Origin of the sequence: Leifsonia aquatica, from assembly GCF_014190775.1 — a bacterium.
Lineage (GTDB): Bacteria > Actinomycetota > Actinomycetes > Actinomycetales > Microbacteriaceae > Leifsonia > Leifsonia aquatica.
Map to the genome: position 1 here is coordinate 279,179 of NZ_JACHVP010000003.1, position 14,466 is coordinate 293,644.

The 14,466-nt window shown below is 69.6% G+C and carries 20 protein-coding genes; 10 read left to right on the top strand and 10 right to left on the bottom strand.

Annotation, left to right across the window (positions count from 1 at the left end):
* The first annotated feature begins 145 nt into the window (after window positions 1–145).
* The 3 genes from FHX33_RS14635 (at window position 146) to FHX33_RS14645 (ending at window position 2,831) form a co-directional block, all read left to right on the top strand.
* Complete coding sequence (locus FHX33_RS14635; protein WP_021763845.1) at window positions 146–823, top strand: PadR family transcriptional regulator; 678 nt, start codon at window positions 146–148, stop codon at window positions 821–823.
* Between the two features lie 161 nt (window positions 824–984).
* Window positions 985–1,998 (top strand): ABC transporter ATP-binding protein, encoded by a 1,014-nt coding sequence (locus FHX33_RS14640; RefSeq protein WP_338092034.1) that lies wholly within the window; start codon window positions 985–987, stop codon window positions 1,996–1,998.
* Window positions 1,995–2,831: an ABC transporter permease gene (locus tag FHX33_RS14645; RefSeq protein WP_021763504.1), complete on the top strand. Its 837-nt coding sequence runs from the start codon at window positions 1,995–1,997 to the stop codon at window positions 2,829–2,831. Before FHX33_RS14640 ends, FHX33_RS14645 begins: the two co-directional genes overlap by 4 nt.
* A 111-nt stretch (window positions 2,832–2,942) precedes the next feature.
* On the opposite strand, the gene FHX33_RS14650 is transcribed toward FHX33_RS14645, so the two are convergent.
* Window positions 2,943–3,644, bottom strand: a complete 702-nt coding sequence (locus FHX33_RS14650) for a winged helix-turn-helix domain-containing protein (RefSeq protein ID WP_183428662.1) — start codon at window positions 3,642–3,644, stop codon at window positions 2,943–2,945.
* Window positions 3,645–4,039: 395 nt separating this feature from the next.
* On the bottom strand, window positions 4,040–4,672 hold the full coding sequence (upp, locus tag FHX33_RS14655) for a uracil phosphoribosyltransferase (RefSeq protein ID WP_039922897.1): 633 nt from the start codon (window positions 4,670–4,672) through the stop codon (window positions 4,040–4,042).
* A 38-nt stretch (window positions 4,673–4,710) separates the two neighbouring features.
* On the opposite strand from upp, the gene tadA reads away from it, so the two are divergent.
* Window positions 4,711–5,178, top strand: a complete 468-nt coding sequence (gene tadA / locus FHX33_RS14660) for a tRNA adenosine(34) deaminase TadA (protein ID WP_039922898.1) — start codon at window positions 4,711–4,713, stop codon at window positions 5,176–5,178.
* Window positions 5,179–5,189: 11 nt separating this feature from the next.
* On the opposite strand, the gene FHX33_RS14665 is transcribed toward tadA, so the two are convergent.
* Together FHX33_RS14665 and FHX33_RS14670 are read right to left on the bottom strand one after the other, a co-directional pair.
* The gene (locus FHX33_RS14665) at window positions 5,190–5,918 is read right to left on the bottom strand and encodes a glutamine amidotransferase-related protein (RefSeq protein WP_021763879.1); all 729 of its coding nucleotides are present in this window, start codon (window positions 5,916–5,918) and stop codon (window positions 5,190–5,192) included.
* Complete coding sequence (locus FHX33_RS14670) at window positions 5,915–6,877, bottom strand: cation diffusion facilitator family transporter (protein ID WP_021763880.1); 963 nt, start codon at window positions 6,875–6,877, stop codon at window positions 5,915–5,917. The genes FHX33_RS14665 and FHX33_RS14670 overlap by 4 nt, the downstream gene beginning before the upstream one ends.
* A gap of 22 nt (window positions 6,878–6,899) precedes the next feature.
* On the opposite strand from FHX33_RS14670, the gene proC reads away from it, so the two are divergent.
* Window positions 6,900–7,748 carry a pyrroline-5-carboxylate reductase gene (proC, locus tag FHX33_RS14675; RefSeq protein ID WP_183428663.1) on the top strand — a complete coding sequence of 283 codons (849 nt, stop codon included), beginning with the start codon at window positions 6,900–6,902 and terminating at the stop codon, window positions 7,746–7,748.
* A 97-nt stretch (window positions 7,749–7,845) separates the two neighbouring features.
* Here the strand turns inward: proC and FHX33_RS14680 are convergent, their stop codons facing one another.
* From FHX33_RS14680 to FHX33_RS14690, 3 genes are all read right to left on the bottom strand, one after another.
* On the bottom strand, window positions 7,846–8,442 hold the full coding sequence (locus FHX33_RS14680; RefSeq protein ID WP_248616223.1) for a hypothetical protein: 597 nt from the start codon (window positions 8,440–8,442) through the stop codon (window positions 7,846–7,848).
* 415 nt (window positions 8,443–8,857) lie between these two features.
* Complete coding sequence (locus FHX33_RS14685; RefSeq protein ID WP_021758525.1) at window positions 8,858–9,529, bottom strand: potassium channel family protein; 672 nt, start codon at window positions 9,527–9,529, stop codon at window positions 8,858–8,860.
* A complete protein-coding gene (locus FHX33_RS14690) occupies window positions 9,522–10,958 on the bottom strand; it encodes a TrkH family potassium uptake protein (protein ID WP_021758523.1) in 1,437 nt (478 codons plus the stop codon). Before FHX33_RS14690 ends, FHX33_RS14685 begins: the two co-directional genes overlap by 8 nt.
* Window positions 10,959–11,024: 66 nt before the next feature.
* On the opposite strand from FHX33_RS14690, the gene FHX33_RS14695 reads away from it, so the two are divergent.
* The 5 genes from FHX33_RS14695 (at window position 11,025) to FHX33_RS14715 (ending at window position 12,564) form a co-directional block, all read left to right on the top strand.
* Window positions 11,025–11,447 carry an ArsR/SmtB family transcription factor gene (locus FHX33_RS14695; RefSeq protein ID WP_021758521.1) on the top strand — a complete coding sequence of 141 codons (423 nt, stop codon included), beginning with the start codon at window positions 11,025–11,027 and terminating at the stop codon, window positions 11,445–11,447.
* A gap of 94 nt (window positions 11,448–11,541) precedes the next feature.
* Window positions 11,542–11,757 (top strand): helix-turn-helix domain-containing protein, encoded by a 216-nt coding sequence (locus FHX33_RS14700; RefSeq protein ID WP_021758519.1) that lies wholly within the window; start codon window positions 11,542–11,544, stop codon window positions 11,755–11,757.
* Between the two features lie 70 nt (window positions 11,758–11,827).
* Complete coding sequence (locus FHX33_RS14705) at window positions 11,828–11,926, top strand: 30S ribosomal protein bS22 (protein WP_003792170.1); 99 nt, start codon at window positions 11,828–11,830, stop codon at window positions 11,924–11,926.
* An 81-nt stretch (window positions 11,927–12,007) separates the two neighbouring features.
* Entirely contained in the window at window positions 12,008–12,271 is a 264-nt protein-coding gene (locus tag FHX33_RS14710) for a glutaredoxin family protein (protein ID WP_039921259.1), read from the top strand.
* Window positions 12,268–12,564: a Dabb family protein gene (locus tag FHX33_RS14715; RefSeq protein ID WP_021758515.1), complete on the top strand. Its 297-nt coding sequence runs from the start codon at window positions 12,268–12,270 to the stop codon at window positions 12,562–12,564. Before FHX33_RS14710 ends, FHX33_RS14715 begins: the two co-directional genes overlap by 4 nt.
* An 86-nt stretch (window positions 12,565–12,650) precedes the next feature.
* On the opposite strand, the gene FHX33_RS14720 is transcribed toward FHX33_RS14715, so the two are convergent.
* From FHX33_RS14720 to FHX33_RS14730, 3 genes are read right to left on the bottom strand one after another with little or no spacing between them, the layout of a single operon-like run.
* Window positions 12,651–13,352, bottom strand: coding sequence for a GntR family transcriptional regulator (locus tag FHX33_RS14720; RefSeq protein ID WP_183428664.1), 702 nt, complete (start codon window positions 13,350–13,352; stop codon window positions 12,651–12,653).
* Window positions 13,352–14,035, bottom strand: a complete 684-nt coding sequence (locus tag FHX33_RS14725) for a GntR family transcriptional regulator (RefSeq protein WP_021758511.1) — start codon at window positions 14,033–14,035, stop codon at window positions 13,352–13,354. The genes FHX33_RS14720 and FHX33_RS14725 overlap by 1 nt, the downstream gene beginning before the upstream one ends.
* Window positions 14,036–14,078: 43 nt before the next feature.
* Entirely contained in the window at window positions 14,079–14,465 is a 387-nt protein-coding gene (locus FHX33_RS14730; protein ID WP_021758509.1) for an SHOCT domain-containing protein, read from the bottom strand.
* Window position 14,466: the final 1 nt, after the last annotated feature.

The following is a 14,466-nucleotide window of genomic DNA, read 5'->3' on the forward strand; positions in this document are numbered from 1 at the left end:
GAGGTAACGGGATCTAGTTACCAAGTCGTTATTTTTGCTGCGAGTTCTCTATGGGTGCCTGACGGGATTTTCAGTGGCCCGATGAGGCGATCTGGACACAATGCTCGCGATCGAATACTCTGAGCAAAGTATTCGGAGGTGAGCAATGTCGAAGCGCGCGATCGCGAACCCGCTGGCCCTGGCCGTCCTGGCCTGCCTGTGGGAGAAGCCGATGTACCCGTACGAGATGACGACGACCATGCGGGAGCGTGGCAAGGAAGACAGCATCCGGCTCAACTTCGGCTCCCTGTACTCCGTCATCAAGTCCCTGGAGAAGCACGGCTTCATCGAGGTCGCGCAGACCGAGCGCGAGGGCAACCGGCCGGAGCGCGTGGTCTACCAGATCACCGAGAGCGGCCGACGCGAGGCCACTGAGTGGCTCAGCGACCTCATCGAGACGCCGGTGAAGGAGTACCCCGCGATCGAGACCGGGCTGTCGCTGCTCCCGATGCTGCCGCCGGCGACGGCTGCCGACCTCCTGGAGCGCCGCCTCGACCGGCTCGACGCCGACATCGCCGAGCGACGTGCGCTCGGTGAGGCCAGCGGGCCGGCGCTTCCCGAGCTCTTCATGATCGAATTCCGCTACCGGCAGGCCGTGCTCGACGCCGAGCGCGCCTTCGTCGCCGACCTGCTCGCACGGCTGCGCGCCGGGACGGTCGGCGGCTACGAGTGGTGGGAGCAACTGCACGTGCTGCTCGCGCACGGCCTCAGCATGGCCGAGATCCAGCAACGGGTCGCGGCCGGCGACTTCGGCGAGGAGGTGGCCGAACTGCTGGGCAACTGATCCACGCGGCATCCCGCCGCACACAAGACGATGGCCGGAGAGCGGCAACTCCCCGGCCATCGGAAACCTTCAGTCGTTCCTTACGGAACCTGCGTCAACAGTCACCGAGGGTCGTATCCGATGATATGCCCCCTTCGGTGACCTCTCAGAGAGGAACCATCGTGGCATCATCCACCGGTCCGGCGCTCGTCGCCGACCAGCTCGTCAAGTCCTATCCCGGCGGGAGGGGCGCGCCGCCCGTCCGCGCCCTCGACGGCCTCGACTTCGACGTCGAGGCCGGCACCGTCTTCGGGCTGCTCGGCCCGAACGGCGCCGGCAAGTCCACCACCATGAAGGTCCTGTCGACCCTCGCCCGCGCCGACTCCGGCCGCGCGTTCGTCGCCGGGATCGACGTCTTCCGGCATCCGGGGCGGGTGCGGCGCGCCATCGGGTTCGTCGCCCAGAAGCCCGTCTCCGACCCGATGGACACCGGGGCGGAGAACCTCGTGCTCGCCGGCCGGCTGCAGGGCATGAGCGGGCGGGATGCGCGAGCACGCGCCCGCGACCTCCTCGACCGCTTCGGCCTCGCCGAGCACGCCGGCCGCCAGGTCAAGACGTACTCGGGCGGCATGGCGCGCAAGCTCGACGTCGCACTGGGTCTGATGCACCGTCCCGAGGTGCTCTTCCTCGACGAGCCCACCACCGGACTCGACCCGGAGGCGCGCACCGAGCTCTGGCTCGAGATCGAGCGGCTCACCGCGGCCGAGCACATCACCGTGCTCCTGACGACGCACTACCTCGATGAGGCCGACCGGCTGGCGGGGCGGCTCGCGATCGTCGACCACGGTCGCGTCGTCGCGGGCGGAACCCCGGAGGAGCTCAAGAACGGCCTCCGCGGCGACACCGTGATCGTCGAGGTCGCGCCCGACGGCGACCCGCTCGCCGCCCTCGCCGCCCTGGAGCGAGTGGAGGCGCTGCGCGACATCGGCGGCGACGGCCGGACCCTCCGCGCCCGCGCCGACGACGGCGCCGCGACGCTGCCGCTCGCCCTCGGCGCGCTCGAGGCCGCAGCGATCGCGGTCGCGTCCGCCACCGTCGCGCGGCCCAGCCTCGACGACGTCTACCTGCGGCACACCGGCCGCACCTTCACGCGGGCGCAGGCGTCCGCCGAGCACGCCCTGGAGAACGCATCATGACCGCTGTCACCGCACCCGCACCGTCGCCCGTCCGCAGCGCCCGCAGGGGAGGCGGACCGACCTTCCTCACGCACACGCTGCTCCTCACCGGGCGGCAGCTGCGCTGGGCCGTCCGGATGCCGGCGTTCCTCGTGATGAACCTGGTGCAGCCCGTGATCTGGCTGCTGCTCTTCGGACAGCTGTTCAAATCCGTCGTCGAGATCCCCGGTTTCGGGGTCGGGCAGAGCTATCTGGAGTACCTGACCCCGGGCGTCGTGATGATGCTCGCGCTCTTCGGCAGCGCGTGGTCGGGGACGGTCTACATCCAGGACATGGAGCGCGGGGTGATGGATCGGCTGCTCACGTCACCGGCGAACCGGGGCGCGATGATCGTCGCCACGCTCGTCTACCAGTCGATCCTCGCGGTGTTCCAGTCGCTGATCGTGGTCGGGATCGCGTTCTGGGCGGGCGCCCGATTCGACGGAGGCGTCGGCGGCATCCTGCTGCTCCTCGTCGGGGTGGTGCTGCTCACCGCGGTGTTCTGCTCGCTGTCGAACGCCGTGGCGCTACTGGCCCGCGACCAGACCGCCCTCATCGGCATCTCGCAGCTGATCACCCTGCCCCTGATGTTCCTCAGCTCGGCGATCATGAACACGAAGCTGTCGCCGGAGTGGGTGCGGAACGTCGCGGCCTACAACCCGTTCGAGTGGGCGGTGATCGTCGGCCGGGAGGCGCTCAGCGCTCATCCCGACACCGCCGCCCTCTGGGGGCACGTCGGCCTGCTCGCCGCCCTCGCGGTCGTCATGGCCGCCCTCGCGACCAGCGCGTTCCGCGTCTACCAGCGCAGCGCCTGACTGCAGCCGCACAGCCCCGTCGCCTCGCAAGCCGTCGAGTACGCGAACTCTCTGCGTACTCGGCGGTTTCCGGGCGACTTTCTGCGTACTCGCGAGCTCCCGGGCCCGCGCTCAGAACAGGTCGGGGGAGGGGGCGCTCGCGTGGCGGATCGAGACGTCCGCGTGACGGTCGAACCGGTAGCCGACACCGCGGACCGTGCGCACGATGTCCTCGTAGCGGGCCAGCTTGGCGCGCAGGCGGCGCACGTGGACGTCGATCGTGCGCTCGTTCGGCACGTCCTCCTCGTCCGCACCGTTCCACAGCGACGAGATCAGCTCGGCGCGCTCGATCGTGCGGCCCTCGCGCAGCACCAGGTACTGCAGCAGCTCGAACTCCTTGTAGGTCAGCGCGACCGTCTGGTTGTCCAGGATGAGGCGCTTGCGGGAGATGTCCACGACCACGCCCGACGCGGCACGGTCCTCGTCCTCGTCGATCGCGGCCGTGTGGCGGTGCTTGGCGATCGCGGACGGGTCCTGCAGGGCGAGGCGGACGACATCCACGTCGCGGCCGCCGGCGCCGGCCGGGGCGATCGCGACGGCGGCGTAGGTCTCCGATGCCGGGGCGAGCTCGGCGGTGAGCGCCTTGAGCGCCTCCACGATGCGGCCGAGGTCGGTTCCGGCGGCGGCCGCCTTGGCCTCGTCGATGCCGACGTAGAGGACGAAGCCGCGAGCCTCCGTGCCGGTCGGGACGGCGCGGATCTTCGGAGCGGCGGGAGCGGCCTCGGCGGGGCGGAGGGCGGTGGGGGCGAAGGTGTCGATGGTGGCGAGAGACATGGGAGGAAGTCCTTAGATGATGTCGCGAGCCCGATGGTCCTCCGACGCCGTGGGACGGTCGTCCCGAGGAGTGAGATGCGCCAGATGGTGCGGGGATTCGCAGAATTTTCGTGTTGGCCGTATCAGAGACGGCTGATGCGCGGGAACGTGCGTGTGGCGTTCCCGGGGAGCTCTCGCCCGATCACGAGGTGGTGGTCGGAGGGCGTTCGGCTCGGCGAAGGGTCGTCAGATCAGCGACACATTCGGCAACACATGACGGAGTCGCGGCCGGCCATCATCATGCCGGCATCCCCAGGGGCCTCGAAGGAGGTCAGGGTACGCGAGTTGTCAGTCATGGAGTCAGTAAAGCGAACGATGACTCGCGGTGTCAAATCATTACGGAATATTGCAGGCGTTCACACAGTGCCGTAGAGGCGGTCCCCGGCGTCGCCGAGGCCGGGGACGATGTAGCCGTTCTCGTTGAGGCGCTCGTCGAGCGCGCCCAGGACGATCGTCACGTTGCGGCCTTCGGTGGCCTTCTCGAGCGCCGCCAGGCCCTCCGGGGCGGCGAGGATGCAGATCGCGGTGACGTCGACCGCGTTGCGCGCGAACAGGAAGTCGATGGCCGCGCCGAGCGAGCCTCCCGTCGCCAGCATCGGATCCAGGACGAAGCACTGACGGTCGGAGAGGTCCTCCGGCAGGCGCTCGGCGTAGGTGGTCGGCTCGAGGGTCTCCTCGTTGCGGGCCATGCCGAGGAATCCGACCTCGGCCGTCGGCATCAGGCGCACCATGCCCTCGAGCATCCCGAGCCCGGCGCGCAGGATGGGGACCACGAGCGGGCGCGGCTTGCTGATCGCGACGCCGGTGGTGGTCGTCACGGGGGTGTCGATCTCGATCGGCTCGACCCGCACCGCGCGGGTGGCCTCGTAGGCCAGCAGCGTCACGAGCTCCTCGGTGAGCGCGCGGAACACCGGCGACGGCGTGGTCTTGTCGCGGAGCACGGTCAGCTTGTGGGTGATGAGGGGGTGGTCCGCTACGTGCACTCGCATAGGCTCAAGGCTAGCCGACATCCCGCTTGGAGGAGCCCGTGTCCCTGTCCGTCCCCGCCGACTACGAGCAGTGGATGCGGCGCGCCGTCGCCGACGCGCGCTTCGCGTTCGACACGGGCGACGTCCCGGTCGCGGCGCTCGTGCTCGACGAGCACGGCGAGGTCATCGGCACGGGGCGCAACGAGCGCGAGCTGCACCACGATCCGACCGCGCACGCGGAGGTACTCGCCCTGCGACAGGCGGCCGCGGCGCGCGACGACTGGCACCTCGAGGGCTGCACCCTCGTCGTCACGCTGGAGCCGTGCGTCATGTGCGCCGGCGCCGTGCTCGCCGCGCGCGTCCCCACGGTCGTGTTCGGCGCCTGGGACGAGAAGGCCGGGGCGGCCGGATCGGTCTACGACGTGCTGCGCGACCGGCGGCTCAACCACCGGGTCGAGGTGTTCGCCGGTGTGCTCGCCGAGGAGTGCGCCGAACTGCTGCTCGACTTCTTCCGCGCCAAGCGCTGAGCTGCGCGCGTTCAGCGGGGCAGCGACTCCAGCCATTCCGAGAACGCCGCGCGGGACGCCTCCTGCATCCGGGCCGAGTACAGCTCGCGGTCGCGGCGCAGGGCGTCGGGATCGATCGCCTGCTCGTCGAGCTCGTTGTACCCGTCCGACACCCACGACTCGTGCATCTCGTCCGTGACCTCGGGATGGAACTGCACCGCCAGCGCGAAGCCGCCGATCGCGAACGCCTCGTTCGAGTAGTCGCTCGACGATGCCAGGCGCGTCGCCCGCTCGGGCAGCTCGAACGTGTCGCCGTGCCACTCCACGACGGGCACGCCCTCGAAGTGGCGGATGGGGGAGCTCGCGCCCGCCTCCGTCGTCTCGACCCGGCGGTAACCGATCTGGGTGGTGTCGCCCTTGTAGACGCGCTCGCCCAGCGCGCCGGCCATCAGCTGCGCGCCGAGGCACACGCCGAGCGTCGGCCGCTCGGCGTCGAGCCGCTCGCGTAGGAGCGCCTTCTCCGCCTCTAGGAACGGGTACTCGTCGGTCTGGTAGGCGCCCATCTCCCCGCCGAGCACCACCACGAGGTCGGCATCGGTCGGATCGACCGCGGCCACATCCTCCGGCGTGCGCACCTCGACCACGCGCAGCTCGTACCCGTGCTCCTCGAGCGTCGGGCCGATGTTGCCGAGGTGGATGGTCGGGTCGTGCTGCAGGACGAGTGCCGTGCGGGTGCCCGTGCTGGCGGCGTTGCTGGTCAATCCAGGCCCTTCAGGATGATGGTGTCGGTCGCCGGGTGCTTCTCGTTCGGGTCGATCCACACGTCGGGCTCGATGTAGATGACGCGCGCGGCCGGGACGGCGTCGCGGATGCGCCGCTCGACGAGGTTGATCGCCGCGGCGACGTCGGCCAGGCGCTGCTCGCCCGGGAGCGCCAGCTTGGCGGCGACCATCAGCTCCTCCGGGCCGAGGTACAGCGTCTTCATGTGGATGATGCGCTCGACCTCGTCGCCCGCCAGCACCGCGCGCTCGATCGCCTCGACGTCGGCGTCGGTCGCGCCCTCGCCGACGAGGAGGCTCTTCGTCTCGATGCCGAGGATGATCGCGACCACGATCAGCAGCGCGCCGATCAGCAGAGTGCCGACCGCATCCCAGATCCCGTTGCCGGTGAGGACCGTCAGGCCGACGCCGATGAAGGCGAACACCAGACCCGTGAGGGCGGCCACATCCTCCAGCAGCACGACCGGCAGCTCGGGAGCCTTCGCCCGGCGCACGAACTGCGGCCACGACATGCCCTTCTTGTGCGGGCGCGACTCGTGGACCGCGGTGCGCAGCGAGAACGACTCCAGGCCGATCGCGATCAGCAGCACCAGGACGGGCAGCCACCAGTTGTCGAGGGGGTGCGGGTGCGCCAGCTTCTCGAAGCCTTCGTAGAGCGAGAACACGCCGCCGACGGAGAACAGGATGATCGACACGACGAACGCGTAGACGTAGCGCTCGCGGCCGTAGCCGAACGGGTGCTCCTTGTCGGCCTGACGCTTCGCCTTGCGGCCGCCGAGGAGCAGGAGCAGCTGGTTGCCGGAGTCGGCGAGCGAGTGGACGCCCTCGGCGAGCATCGAGGAGGAACCGGAGAAGAACCAGGCGATGAACTTCGTCAATGCGATGCCGAGGTTCGCGGAGAACGCCGCGACGATCGCCCTGGTGCCTCCTGATGCGCTCATGGACTCATCCTAGGATGGCCGCATGACCGACACGCAGAACGTGACGCTGCCCACCATCGCGATGCTCGGAGCCGGCTCCATGGGCCGTGCGATCCTCTCGGGCCTGCTCGCCCCCGGCGTCTCCGTCGCCGGTGGGGTGCGTGTGACCAACCGCTCCGCCGCCCGCGCCGCCGAGCTCGCCGACACCCCCGGCGTCACCGCGTTCGCGACCGACGACGACCCCGAGGCGAACCGCCGGGCCGTCGAGGGCGCCGAGATCGTCATCGTGGCGGTCAAGCCCGCGATGGTGCCCGACCTCCTGCGCGAGATCGCGGACTCCCTCGCCCCCGGCGCGGTCGTGGTCAGCGTCGCCGCGGGCGTCACCGTCGCGACGTTCGAGTCGCTCCTGCCCGACTCCGTCTCCGTCGTCCGCTCGATGCCGAACACGCCCGCGGTCGTCGGCAAGGCCGTCACCGGCATCAGCGCCGGGACCCGCACCGAGCCCGAGGACCTCGCCCTCGTGCGCGCCCTCTTCGAGACCGTCGGCCAGGTCGTGGAGGTGCCCGAGTCGCAGCTGGACGCGCTGAGCACGATCTCCGGCTCCGGTCCCGCGTACGTGTTCCTCCTGATCGAGGCGCTCACCGACGCGGCCGTGGCCAAGGGCTTCACGCCGGAGCAGGCGGCCATCCTCGTGAACGGCACCTTCCTCGGCGCGTCGACCATGCTCGCCGCGTCGGACGACGACCCGGCCGAGCTGCGCCGCCGCGTCACCAGCCCCAAGGGCACCACCGAGCGCGCCATCGCCGTCCTCGCCGACGCCGACCTCCCCGCGCTCTTCGCGCGCGCCACCGACGCCGCCCTCGCCCGCGCCCGCGAACTCGCCGCCGGCTGACCCCGCGCCTGCCCGCTCGCTCGCGAGCCGGCTCCAGCGAGGCGGCACAAAGTGCACGCTTTTCGCGCGAGGCGGCGAACAATTCGCCGCCTCGGCATCAGGTCCGTCCTGAGGCCAGCCGGAGCGCTGCGCGGACGCGGCGGGCGACGTCGGTGAAGGAATCCGCCGCGGTGACAAAGATGACGCTCCACCCGCGTTGAACGAGCCATTCGCGCCGGGTGATGTCCTTGCGGTAGGCCGCCGCCGTCAAGCGATGGTGGTCGCCGAGATATTCGATCGCGACGCCGAAGGTCGGATAGGCGAGATCGATCATGGCCCCCACCCGGCCGTCATCTCCGGTCACCCGATAGTTCAGCTCGGGAGCGGGCAGTCCTGCGTCCTCGAGGGCGAGCCGCAGGCGAGATTCCTGAGGGGAGAGAGGACCATACCGGATCCGTGGTGATGCGAGCCGCAACGCTCGTGCCCCTCGCCTCGACCCATGCCGCGCCACGGCGTCGTCGAGTTGTGCGCGGGTCACGGGCGGGGGCGCGCCGTCATAGGGCTCGCTCCCGGTGATCAGGTAATCGCCGATCACCACGAGCTCGTCGGCTGCCAGCGCCTCGCCGAGCTGCACCCAGACCTCTTCGGGGGCGAAGACGTGCAGCCCGTCGATGCGCACGACGCGCTGACCGTTCACTGCGACGCGGTGGCCCACGGTCCCCTCCACTCGCGGTCGATGCTCCGGCTCGAAAACGCACACCTCCACCGCGACAGGCTCAGAGTGGCGAGGCAACGGCATCCCGTGCAGCATTGCCGCCGAGCGGTGCGAGATCACCGCACTCGGCGGAAGTGCCAGGGCGGCCGCACGGCATAGTTCGAGGTGATCGGCCGGCCTGTGATCCGTGCGGACGCCGTGGAACGGGCGATGGAGCCGCCCGTCGTACAAGCGGCGACGGGGCATCCCGACCGCCACCGCATCCGCGACTCTGAACCCGTCCATCCCGCCACCCAAGCGCACTTCGGCAGATCCCGCGGAATCTCTCCACAGGCGGGCAATCGAGGCGGCACGAAGTGCACGAAATCAGCGGGAAAAGGCAGACAATTCGCCGCCTCGGCGGAGGCGGCGCGGGTCAGGAGTCGAGGGCGGCGAAGCGCTCGATGTCGGCGGAGGTGCCCGAGATGATGATGAGGTCGTGGTTCGAGACGACGGTCTCGGCCGTGGCGTAGGTGAACGGCTTGCCGGGGCTCTTCACGCCGACGACGGTGATGTTGTACTTGCTGCGCACCCCGGACTCGGTGAGGTTGAGGCCGCGGATGGGCTTCGGCGGGTACATCTTCACGAGCGCGAAGTCGTCGTCGAACTCGATGAAGTCGAGCATCCGTCCCGAGACGAGGTGGGCGACGCGCTCGCCGGCCTCCGCCTCCGGGTAGATGACGTGGTTGGCGCCGATGCGCTCCAGGATCTTGCCGTGCGACTGCGAGATCGCCTTCGCCCAGATCTGGGGCACCTTGAGGTCGACGAGGTTGGCGGTGATGAGCACGCTGGCCTCGATGGAGGAGCCGACGGCGACGACGCCGATGGAGAAGTCCTCCGCGCCGATCTGCCGCAGCGTCTCGATGGAGCGCGCATCCGCCTGCACGGTGTGCGTGACGCGGTCCGCCCACTTCTGCACCAGTCCGGCGTCGGTGTCGATGGCGAGCACCTCGCGGCCGAGGCGGTCGAGCTGACCGGCCGTCGCGGCTCCGAACCGGCCGAGGCCGATCACCAGGACGGGGGCGTTGTGCTTGATCCGGTCAACCAACGAGCGGCCTCTCCTCGGGGTTCTGGTACAGCTGCTTGCGCTGGCTCTGCGCCAGCGCCGCGGCGAGTGTCACTGTACCAACGCGGCCGCAGAACATGGTGGCCGCCATCACGTACACCCCGGGGTCCGGAAGGGAGGCCGTCAGCCCGGTGGACAGGCCGCACGTCGCGAACGCGGAGATCACGTCGAAGAGCACGTGGTCGAGCGGCGCCTTGGTCATCTGGGTGAGGGTGATGGTCGACACTGCGACGATGGTCGCGCCCCACAGCGCGACCGCGACGGACAGCCGCAGCACGTCGATCGGGATGCGGCGGCGGAAGGCATCCATCGTCTCTACTCCGCGGGCCTCCGCGAACGCCGCCAGGAACAGCACCGCGAGCGTGGTGACCTTGATGCCGCCGGCGGTGGAGGCCGACCCGCCGCCGATGAACATCAGCATGTCGGTGACGAGCAGGCTCGACCCGTGGAGGTCGCTGATGTCGATCGTGGAGAACCCGCCCGATCTCGCCATGGTCGACAGGAAGAACGATTGGAAGACCGTGTGCCCGGCGTCGAGGTTCCCGAAGGTCTTCGGGTTGTCGAACTCGAGCACGATGTATATGACCGCGCCGGCGACGAGGAGGATGACCGACGTCAGCAGCGTCAGCTTGACGTGGATGGACCAGCGCCGCCGCTTCTTGCGCAGGTTGGAGGCGATGGCGAGGATGACCGGGAACCCGATCGCCCCGAGGAACACGCCGATCATGAGGGCGCCGAGGAACCAGAAGTCCTCCTTGAACGGCGTCAGCCCCTCCGCGTTCGGCGCGAATCCGGTGTTGGTGAACGCCATCGCCGAGTAGTAGAGGCTCTCCCAGAGCGCCGATCCGAACGACATCCCGGCGATCAGCATCCGGGGCAGGAGCAGCAGGGCGACGAGCCCCTCGATGACGACCATGCTGAGGGCGACGGTCGTGAGCAGCTTGCCCACCTCGCCGAGGCGCACGGCCTGACCCTCGGCGACGGGACCGGCGTGGATGCGCAGCGGGTTGCTGTCGCTGGCGGCCATGAGCTTGGCGCGCAGCCCGAGGCGGCGGGAGATGACGAGGCCCAGGATGCTCGCCATCGTGAGCACGCCGACCGCACCGATCTGCACGCCCAGGTAGACGAGCAGGTGGCCGAAGACCGACCAGTGCGTGGCCATGTCCACGGTGGACAGGCCGGTGACGCAGATGACCGAGACGGCGGTGAACAGGGCGTCCGCCAGCGGGGTGACCGTCTGCTTCACCGAGGCGATCGGCAGGGAGAACAGCAGCGTGAAGATCAGGATGAGGAGGGTGAACACCAGGATCGCGAAACGCGACGGGCTGCGGGAGGCGAATCCGTTGATCGCGCCGCGCACCCGGTTCAGGGGAACCGCGGTCCCGCGCCGGGCCGCCGGGGTCGTAGCCATGGTCCGTTCCCTCCCACCGAAGCTTCGGACATGGTACTCCGGGAGTGGAGTGACTAGCCTGGGGGGATGGCCGACATCTTCGACGTGATCGCCGACCCCACGCGGCGCGACATCCTCCGCGTGCTGCTCGACCGACACTCGGAGTCGGGGGACGGTGTCGGCGAGATCTCGGTCTCGGAGATCGTCTCGACGCTCGAGCTCAGCCAGCCGACCGTCTCGAAGCACCTCAAGGTGCTGCGGGAGGCCGGTCTCGTCTCGGTGCGCGAGGAGGGCCAGCACCGCTACTACCGGCTCGACGCGACGCCGCTCGAGCTGGTGGAGGACTGGATCATCCCGTTCACGACGGCCGACGTCGACGCGGCCGCGCTCTCGGCACAGCTCGCCGAGGAGACCCGGGAGTTCGCCAGCACCGTCGGCAAGGTGCTCGCCGACACCCGCCACGCGGTGTCGAGCGCGACCGAGCGCGTCACCAAGTGGCGCCGCGACTGACCTCCCGGTGCTTGCCGCGGGATCCCGCGGGCGCATAGAGTTCCTGTCACCCGCCGGTGGAGCCGAGTACCATGGCGGGCGGAAAGGTACGACGATGGCACACGATCTGCGCGACGTGCGCTTCCTGACGGTCGCCGAGGTGGCCGACATGATGCGCGTCTCCCGGATGACCGTGTACCGGATGGTGCATTCGGGTGAGCTTCCCGCGATCCGTTTCGGGCGCTCATTCCGTGTTCCGGAGTCGGCCGTCGACCAGGCTCTGGAGGCTCTCGTGACCTCCGAGAAGGGCGGCGTCGCCGATACGGCGTGACGTCGGGTAAACTGGTTGCTTGTGTCGCCGCGCACCCCGCGGCAAACCCCCCTAACTTTGTGAGGTCTACGTGGGTTCCGTTATCAAGAAGCGTCGCAAGCGTATGGCGAAGAAGAAGCACCGCAAGCTTCTCCGCAAGACGCGCCACCAGCGTCGCAACAAGAAGTAGACCTCAGAGTCTGCGGCTCAAGCGTCGGTCCGTCACGGCCCGGCGCTTTTTGCTGTGCTCGGGCGAGCTAGGCTGGACGCCGTGTCCGCCGTCTCCCTGACCCTCATCGGCAAGCCGGGCTGTCACCTGTGCGACGACGCCCGCGAGGTGATCCGCACGGTGGTCGACGGCCTCCCGGACGGCTCTCCCTCCGTCGAGGTGGAGGAGCTCAGCATCCTGGACGACCCGGCCCTGCACGAGAAGTACGTGGAGGAGATCCCGGTCGTGCTGGTCGGCGGGCGGATGCACACCTACTGGCGGGTCGATCCGGCCCGGCTGCGCACCGCGATCCTGGAGGACCGATGACCATTCGCCACGTCGTCACGTGGAAGCTCGCTTCGACCGACGAGTCCGAGCGGGCCGAACACGCGGCCGCCGTCAAAACGAAACTGGAGTCGCTCGTCGGCGTGGTGCCCGAGATCGAGCGTCTCGAGGTGGGTGTCAACGTGCTCCCCGGCAACTTCGACCTGGTGCTGATCGGCGACTTCGCCGACCTGGACGCCGTGGCGCGCTACCAGGTGCATTCCGCGCACGAGGAGGTCGCGGCGTACATCCGCTCCGTCGTCGACGCTCGCAGCGCGGTCGACTTCGAGGTCTGAGCCGCGTTCCCGCGTCTCTGTACGACGAAGCGCCCGGCCCCACAGGGGACCGGGCGCTTTCGCGCTGCTCCGGGTGACGTGAGCCGTCAGTAGCCGGGGGTGTCGTCGATGTCGCGGTCGCTGCGCCGGTACTCGGCGAGGAACTGCGTGAGCGTCGGCGCGTAGAGCTCGGCGACGAGGTCGCCGGCCTTCTGCCCGTCGCGCGCCTTGGCGGCCTCGAAGATCGCGGTGACGCGGGCCGGGAGGTCGTCGACGCCGAACGGCTGCGGCCAGACCGCGATGTAGCGCAGCAGCTGCGGGCTGAGGCCCTCGCTCACGCCGAGCAGCACCGCGTTGTCCGCGCTGCGACCGAACTCGAGGAGGAAGTCGTTGAGGGCCCGGCCGAGGGCGGGCTTGTCGCCGGCCTTCGCGGTCTTCTTGACCTCCTTCTGCGCCTTGTCGAGGCGGCTGACGGCCGCGTTGTCGAGGCCGGGGACGGCGGCGCGGACGGCGTGCTCGTGCAGCAGCCCGGTCGTGTAGATGGCCTCGTCGATCGCGCGGTGGTCGATGGGGGCGACCCGGGTGTAGCGGTTGGGCGCCATCTCGACCAGGCCGATGTCGGCCAGCTTCATCAGCGCCTCCCGGATCGGGGTGCGCGAGACGCCGAGCCACGCGGTGAGCTTGTCGTCGAGGAGGGTCTCACCCGGCTCGAGCGTGCCGTCGAGGATGCCGTCGTAGAGGCGGTTGTAGACGACGTCGCGCAGCAGCTGGCGCTCGACGGGGGCGGAGTCCTTCACGGGCAGCGGCATCAGAGGGCCTTCCCTTCGGTGGCGGCGAACTCGTCGACCACGGTCGCGATGCCGTTGTCCCAGTACTCGGTGACGGCCTGCGCGGCGCCGGCGGCATCGCCGTCGACGGCGGCCGTCGCGAGCGACTTGAGCGCGGGAACGCCCGCGGCGAACGCGTCGCCGGACGGGGCTGCGACGAGGGCGCGGCGCACCTCGGGCAGGTGCCGCTTGAAGAGACGGGCGATGGTGCGGTTGTCGAGGCGGCGGACGAAGACGTCGATGAAGCCCTCGACCAGGACGCGGTCGCGCTCCAGGGCGGTCCCCTTCTGCGCGCCGGCCGCACGCTCCGGGAGGCCGCGGAGCGTCTCCTTGTCGGCGTCGGTCAGGAGCGGCGTGGCGTCGCGGACGACCCCGCGCAGCAGCGTGCCGACCGTGTCGATGAGGCCGCGGAGGCGGACCGGGTCGATGGGGGTCACGCGGGTGCGCTTCTGCGGCATGATCTCGACCAGGCCCATGGTGGCGAGCTGGTTGAGGGCCTCACGGACCGGTGTGCGGGAAACGCCCACCCACCGCTCGATCTCGGCGTCGTAGAGCTGCTCGCCGGGTGTGAGGTCTCCCTCGACGATCGCGTCGAGGAGACGGAGGAAGACTTCGTCTCGGATGAGCCGTCTGGGGCTGACGGCCTCGGTTACGGGTACAGGCATACTTGAATATTACATCCGCTCAGCCTGGATACAATGCCGGGATTCAGAAGCGCTGGCCCAGTGCCTTCGCCTTCAGCGCGTCGAACTCGTTCCGGCTGATCACGCCGCGATCGAGCAGCTCCTTCGCCTGTGCGATGTCGCTCGACGGGCTGGAGGAGGCGACCGGGTGGAGGCCGTAGTCGTCGTCCTCGGGGACCGTCTGCCGCCGTTGGGCGTTCCGCTCGGCCATCCCGCGACCGCGCGCGATCAGGTAGACGAGAGCCGTCAGCCAGGGCAGGAACACCAGGAAGATGATCCAGAGCGCCTTCCACCAGCCGTTGAGCGACTGGTCGCGGAACAGGTCCGCCAGGATCCCGAACAGCACGAACAGGTAGGCGACGAAGGCGAACGACCAGAAGATCAGCCAGAGCACATCCCAGAAATTGTTCATC